This window comes from Mycobacterium sp. (genome assembly GCF_050701675.1).
GTDB lineage: Bacteria > Actinomycetota > Actinomycetes > Mycobacteriales > Mycobacteriaceae > Mycobacterium.
In genome coordinates this window covers 1-4,884 of record NZ_JBOGDD010001318.1, presented here as the reverse complement: position 1 = coordinate 4,884, position 4,884 = coordinate 1, and the positions used below count along the sequence as shown (strand labels likewise).

General features: G+C 68.6%; 6 protein-coding genes. 2 read left to right on the top strand and 4 right to left on the bottom strand.

From position 1 onward, the window contains the following. Positions 1-995: FUSC family protein (locus ACRDUX_RS40690; RefSeq protein ID WP_526423204.1), on the top strand; the 995-nt coding region annotated here is incomplete at its 5' end. Between the two features lies 1 nt (position 996). Here the strand turns inward: ACRDUX_RS40690 and ACRDUX_RS40685 are convergent. Then, on the bottom strand, positions 997-1,620 hold the full coding sequence (locus ACRDUX_RS40685; RefSeq protein WP_526423202.1) for a PaaI family thioesterase: 624 nt from the start codon (positions 1,618-1,620) through the stop codon (positions 997-999). Positions 1,621-1,662: 42 nt separating this feature from the next. Then, a complete protein-coding gene (locus tag ACRDUX_RS40680) occupies positions 1,663-2,229 on the bottom strand; it encodes a TetR/AcrR family transcriptional regulator (RefSeq protein WP_526423200.1) in 567 nt (188 codons plus the stop codon). Between the two features lie 100 nt (positions 2,230-2,329). Between ACRDUX_RS40680 and ACRDUX_RS40675 the strand changes: the two genes are divergently transcribed. Continuing rightward, the gene (locus ACRDUX_RS40675) at positions 2,330-3,847 is read left to right on the top strand and encodes an FAD-dependent oxidoreductase (RefSeq protein ID WP_526423198.1); all 1,518 of its coding nucleotides are present in this window, start codon (positions 2,330-2,332) and stop codon (positions 3,845-3,847) included. Here the strand turns inward: ACRDUX_RS40675 and ACRDUX_RS40670 are convergent. Both ACRDUX_RS40670 and ACRDUX_RS40665 read right to left on the bottom strand, forming a co-directional pair. Further along, positions 3,816-4,466 (bottom strand): DUF5701 family protein, encoded by a 651-nt coding sequence (locus ACRDUX_RS40670; RefSeq protein WP_526423196.1) that lies wholly within the window; start codon positions 4,464-4,466, stop codon positions 3,816-3,818. The two genes, ACRDUX_RS40675 and ACRDUX_RS40670, sit on opposite strands and share 32 nt — an antisense overlap. A 54-nt stretch (positions 4,467-4,520) precedes the next feature. After that, a partial coding sequence (locus ACRDUX_RS40665) for a cupin domain-containing protein (protein WP_526423194.1) occupies positions 4,521-4,884 on the bottom strand: 364 nt, incomplete at its 5' end.

Below are 4,884 nucleotides of genomic sequence, written 5' to 3'. Positions count from 1 at the left end.
CGGCGGCGGTCGGCGCCCACCTGACGTGGGGCTCGCCGATCACGAGGCACGCGATCCGGCTTGCCGCAGCCACGGCCGCCGGGGTCGCCATCGAGCGCTTCGCAGAAGTCCCGCACGGCTACTGGATACCGCTGACGGCGCTTATGGTGCTGCGCCCGGAGACCGCGCACACCTACACCAGGTGTGTCGGCCGGGTGGCCGGCATCGCAGGGGGCATCGTCGTGGCGTCGGCGGTGACGATGATCTGGCAACCCTCCGGCCTGGCCGCCGCGGCCCTCGCGGTCATCGTCCTTGGCTTCGCCTATGCGGTTTCGGGTTTCGGATATCTCGCGTCGAGCGCGGCGCTCGCGGCGACGGCAGTGTTCCTGATCGACGTCAGCGGCACAGGGGGCGACGGCACCATGGCCGACCGGTTGATCGCGACGTTGATCGGAGGTGCGCTGGCAGTCCTCGTCCACGTGGCCCTGCCCGACCACGATCTGATCCGGCTGCGGCAGCGCGCGGGTGAACTTCTGAAGACCGAGATCGAGTACGCCGCGACGGTCATCAAGGCCTTCGTACACGGCCTCGACCATCCCGGCGAGGCGCTTGCGGCGGCCTGGGAGCGGGCCTTTCGGGCCCGTGCGGCGTTCGAGGCCGCCGCGGGCGCGACGACGTCCGATCTGGGTGACCTTCGTCGTTGGCTCAAGTCCTACCGGACCGCGCTGAACGCGGTGACCACGTCCTGCGCGACGCTCGAAGCGAGCCTGCCGGCCAAGCCGTCGGCCACCTTGAGCGGTGACTTCGTGGTGGCGGTCGACGAGTACGCCGAGGCGTTGAGCGGCGGACCTGCCACCCCTGGTGCGCCGTGGACCTTGGACGGGGACAGGGTGGCCGCCGCCGAGCAGCGCATTCGCGAGGCCGCGCGCCATCTCGGTCCTTCAGACACCGCCAGTCGCGTGCTGGTCGCGGAGATCGGCGACATCACCCGCAGCCTCGTCGGCATCACCGACTAGGTCATCCTCGCGCCCACCGGGGCTGGATGAACACGCCCTCGGCCTCGACGGTGACGCCGCCGGCATCGGCGAGGTGTCCGACCGCGAAGGTCTTGACGCCTTCCGTGCGCACGATCCTCGCCTCCGCATGCAGATCGCCAAGAGGAGTGATGCGGCGGTAGCGCATCGTGATGGTGCCGGTGAGCCTTGGCTTGTCCGACGAACTCGCCGCATCGCCGAGGATGTGGTCGAGGATGAGGGCGGCGACGCCGCCGTGCACGTGGCCGGGTGGACCCTCATAGGCGGCGCCGAGATGGAAGTCGGAGAAGACCCCGCCGTCATCGTCCTTCTGGATCGACAGTGGGGGCGCGACCGGGTTGCGCAGGCCGATGACGACGTTGCCCCAAGGCATTTGGTCACCGTCACTGCCGAACCGCACGCCGAAGGGGCCGTCGAGCTGACGGTTGCGGAGCCGGGCGGTGGCCGCATCGATCTCCGCCTTCGCGGCGGCGACGGCGTCGGCGTCCATCTCGGTGCGGATGGTGGCGTCGATGAGCTCTCGGACCGACTCCGTCAGCGGCTCGTAGATGCCCCGCAGGCGTTCGACGTCCTCGGCACTGAGATTCTCCACGGGGAAGTCAAGCACCACTGAACTAGAACACGTTCCAGCATCGGTGTCGAGTCGCCCCTATCCCGTCGGCGCGGGCCCGACCAGCAGTTGGCGGATGACGGGACCGGCCCAGAGGATCAGGTCTGCGTGGCTCAGTTGTGCGACGGCTGGATTGTTCAATACGTAGCGCGTGGTGGCGAGCCCGATGATGAACGCGCCCATGAGGCCGGCGCGCTGCGCCGGGTGGTCCGGTGCGACGGAGGCAAGTACCGGTCCCACCTGGGTGGCGAACACGCCCCGCATCGTCTCGGCGGCGGTCGCGCTGGTCATTGCCGCCCGCAGCAGGGCCACGAACGTGGTGTCGTCCTCCCACACCGCGAAGAACTTGGGGAGCAGCACCTCGGCCACCTGGTCGGGGTCGATACCCGAGAGGTCCGGCAGGTCGAGGGTGAACTCCGCTGCCGCGGCAAAGAGGTCCTGCTTGCTGCCGAAGTACCGGATGACCAGTGCGGCGTCGACTCCGACGTCCGCGGCCACGGCTCGCAGCGTCGTGCGCTCGTATCCGTCCGCACCGAAGCGCAGCCGGGCCGCCGCCAGGATGTCTGCACGGGTGTCCCGGGCGTTGCGCGGCCGAGTCGAAACCATTCGTCGAGAATATGTCATCGCATGTTGACATGGTCATCGGGTCGCGCCTACGGTGTAAGTCACCAATTGTTGACTTACCGTTCCGGCGATCGGAGTGTCCATGAACCACGACAAGGACCAACCACCCGTACTCGTCATCGGGGCGGGGCCGACAGGCCTGACGGCGGCGGTCGAACTGTCGCGCATGGGCATCGAGGTGCGGATCGTCGATGCGGCGCAAGAGCCCTCGACGACGTCGCGCGCACTCGGCGTGCAGGCGCGCACCCTCGAGCTGCTCAGGCCCCGCGGCGTCGGAGACGAGATGCTGCGCCTGGGAAACCGAGCGAGTCGCACGGCCCTGCACGCCGATGGCCATCAGATCGCCGGAATCGACTTCAGCCGGATGCACAGTCAGTTCAACTTCATCCTCGTGCTCGCCCAGTCCGAGACCGAACGGCAACTCGCCGAACAGCTTGGGCGACAAGGCGTCAAGGTCGAACGAGGAGTCCGGTTCTCCGCCATGGTCGAGCGGTCGAACGCGGTGGAGGTGGTGCTCACCGGGCCCGACGGCGTGAGCGAGACCGTCGAGGCGTCCCATGTCATCGCGGCCGACGGATCCCACAGCCCCGTCCGCAAGTGTCTGGGGCTGCCCTTCACCGGTCGGGCGCTACCAACGAACTACGTACTGGGCGACGTGCACCTGGCAGGCGGCCTCGCCGAGGACCAGCTGTCGATCTTCCTGGCGCCCAACGGCTTCCTGGCGGTCTTTCCGATGGGCGATGGACGGTTCCGGTTCATGGCGACCGACCCGGACGGGATCACCGGCGACGCGGCCGAGCCGTCGCTGGTGGACATCCAGGCGCTCTACGACCGCACCGCCGCAGTCTCTGCGCAGTTGTACGACCTGAACTGGAGCTCGCGATTCAGGATCAACAGCAGGCACATGGACACCCTGCGCCACGGCCGGGTGTTCTTCGGCGGCGATTCCGCTCACGTCCACAGCCCCGCAGGCGGACAGGGCATGAACGCGGGGATCCAGGACATGGTCAACCTGTCGTGGAAGCTCGCGATGGTCCTGCGGGGCACCGCGAAGCCGGAACTGCTCGACACCTACGAAACCGACCGGCTCCCGGTGATCCGTCAGCTGGTGGGCATGACCGAGCGTGCGACGAAGGTCTTCAACTCGACGAACCCGCTCGCACACACCGCACTCAGTCGCCTGGCGCCACTGGCCCTGTCCCGCGCGAAGGTGCAGGGCAAGGCGGCTCCGAGGCTCGGGCAGATCGCCGCCTCCTATCGGAATGCCCCGATCGCCAAGGGGGGCGGTCGAATTGGCTCGCTACGCGCCGGCGACCGGGTCCCCGACGTCGAACTGGCCAACGGCAGGCTCTACGACCTCGTCGACACCTCGACGCTGACCCTGCTGGTGTCGGGGTCCGCGGAGCGGATCACCGCAGGGCTCGGACCGTGGGCCGACGTCATCGCGGTCCGGGAAGTCGCCCTGCCCGACGACCTGCTCACGGGTTCGGGATGGCTGCTGGTGCGGCCCGACGGCTACCTGGCCGCGGCTGGCCGAGCAAGCGACGCGCGCAGACTGCACACATGGCTCAGTCGCTGGATGGTGGCCTCTTCGGGGTGAGAGCCCGACGGCTCGCGGCCGAGGCGAAGCCGAGCCACGTATGTCGATTGCCCGCCCAGCACCAGCCGACCTTGGGGGCGTCTCGCTGCTCCGGCCCGTCACGGCCGGTGCCATTGCTGAACCAGATCGCCGGAGTGCGGGCGTCGGCTCGACCGCCGGGCTTCCGCCGTCGCGATGCGATCGTCATGAAGCACCCGTTGCGCTCGAGGACCTCCGGTTGCTGAAGCAGCCAGTGCAGTCCTTCGGTCAGCGTCAAGGGCGTGCGACCGCGTGCCGTGATCGCCGGGAGCGCCTCGTTGGGGCTCCAGTTCGCCATGTCCTCACCGCGGCTGAGGTCACCCACCAGGTAGCTCGGCGAATCGGGAAGCGACACAATCGGTTCGAATTCATCGACGTCGATCATGTCCGTCACCACGAAGCCCGATCTGCCATTGATCCGCAGCAACGGAGTCAGGACCGACGGGGCGGCGATGGTGGGGTGCACGACCAGCAGCGCATCGTCGGGCGCACCGCGAACGGTGCTCTCGCCAGTGGCGTGCGCCAACGCTTCAGTGGCTCCTGGCACGCCAAGGTCCACCAACCGTCGCGCCTGATCGGCCAGGGGCGGCAAGCTCGTCACTCGAGCACAACGAAGCGTGCCAGCCGAAAGGTTCCTACCATTGTCGACTCGAGATCAGTCGCGGACGAACGGAATCTCCGCAGCGGGCGCCAGCACGACGTACATCCGCCGCCACGGATCGGTGCCCTCGAGTCGCCATTGATGACCGCTCCCCTCGGTGTCCTCGGCCAGTAGGACGTCGCCGGGGCGCAGGGTGAACTCCTCGCCGTCACGGGTCGAGAACAGCAGTGTGCCCGCGAGGGTCACGACGAGTTGGCGCACCGGCGCGGTGTGCCACGCCAGCGTGCCGCCGCCCGCCGTCTCCTCCACCGTGACGTGCGACGCCGACATCGTCGCCGACACCAGGTCGTCGTTGCGCCCGGTTCTGGTGTCCAGCCGACCGATCTCGACGTGGGAGGTGCCGTCCTGGCCCGTCCAC

Bases quoted from the DNA above. Each gene is read 5' to 3' on its own strand.
- ACRDUX_RS40680 (WP_526423200.1), bottom strand. From the start codon at position 2,229: ATGGTTTCGACTCGGCCGCGCAACGCCCGGGACACCCGTGCAGACATC.
- ACRDUX_RS40675 (WP_526423198.1), top strand. From the start codon at position 2,330: ATGAACCACGACAAGGACCAACCACCCGTACTCGTCATCGGGGCGGGG.